This is a genomic window from Bartonella sp. AD328YNZD, assembly GCF_042196425.1.
The window spans coordinates 1-1,525 of record NZ_JBHIQG010000200.1 but is presented as its reverse complement, the minus strand read 5'-3'; the positions used below and the strand labels follow the sequence as shown (position 1 = coordinate 1,525).

Below are 1,525 nucleotides of genomic sequence, written 5' to 3'. Positions count from 1 at the left end.
ACAATATAAGCAAAATAGGCTGCGTAAGAAAAACACGGAATAAGTGCATAAAAAATAAATTGTTTATTTCTAAGAACGCCTAGATATCCCTTCATAAATCCTATAGGAGAAAAATGCTGCCGTTTTTGAGGGGGTAGAGTTTCGCTTAGCACAAAACAACATAGCAACATGGTCAAAAATATAAAAAAGCTTAAAAAGATAAAAGTTGCCTGCCAATGAAAAGCTTGTATCAAAAGTCCACCAATGAAAGGTGCAAGTGCTGGTGACATTCCAATAAAAGGAAAAACAATCAAATAAAGTTTTCCAGCCGCTTTTTTATCCAACAAATCATTGATAATTGCACGACTTAAGACAAGTCCCGCACAAGCACCCAGACCTTGCAAGAAACGTAACACAAGAAAAGCGTGAATATGAACCGTATAAATCACACCAAGTGTCGTGAATAACCACACGAATAAGCCCAATAGAAGTGTTTTTTTACGCCCAAAATTATCACTAAGCGGTCCATAAATAAGTTGTCCAAGTGCCAATGCAAACAAAAAAATCGCCACGGCACTCTGAATTTGAGATTGTGTCACTTGATAATACTGACGCATATCGCCCAGTGCCGGTAAAAAAATATCGGTAGAAATCAGCCCTCCTGTTGATAAACATACGATAAGTATAATGAATGGTAATGTATATTTATGTTTCATCAGGAAAGTCACACTTTTTATTTAGGTATTAAATATTATTTAATTAAATATAATTATATTTTATGCTTATATATGCAAATAATAATTATTAAAAGTGTTATTATTTTACTTTATAAAAATATTATTTTTTTATAGACAGCATTTTATTTTACAAACTTCACGAGCTAAAAAGTTATCCCCTAAATAAGCTCTCCTATACAAATACTTTGCCGTAATATTCCGTTGCTTTTTTCATTGATATTATAAGCAAAAGCATAATCTCTCTCTCCACGGCAACAGTCTCACTTTCTATACAATATCCATCAACGTTGATCGACAAAACGTAAAGCAGAAAAACAATCTCTAACGTATCTACCCCAAAATCACTATGGTGGCACATAACACAACAATAGCTTGAAGCCCCTATCAACACAAATAATTATGGAAAAAATCTTGATCTATCCCCTATACCATAAAATATAATGCTTTCTCTGCAAACCAACTCACAACCAAATATATCTTACTCATTTCATAAAACTCTTCATCTAAGATAAATATCAAAAAATTACCGTGTAACATATTAACAAATATGATGTCATAACAATTCAATAAGCTTTTTATTTAACTTAATCCATAATCTTTTATAACACTATGAATGAACGTTACTGATATTTATTTTTATCTTTAAATGCGCCTTCTAATCTCATTTTATAAATATTCTTCCCATAAAAACAGTAACACTTTTATAAAAATAAGCAGATATACCCCCTACTTTATAAGCTAGAAACCAATAAACGATAGTATACAATTTTTTTAAATTATTCTCTCTCATGAGAAATTCTATGATAATA

1 protein-coding gene is annotated in these 1,525 nt (G+C 31.0%); it reads right to left on the bottom strand.

The window, feature by feature from the left end:
• A partial coding sequence (locus ACFIO3_RS09000) for an MFS transporter (protein WP_375704346.1) occupies positions 1-695 on the bottom strand: 695 nt, incomplete at its 3' end.
• Between the last annotated feature and the right edge of the window lie 830 nt (positions 696-1,525).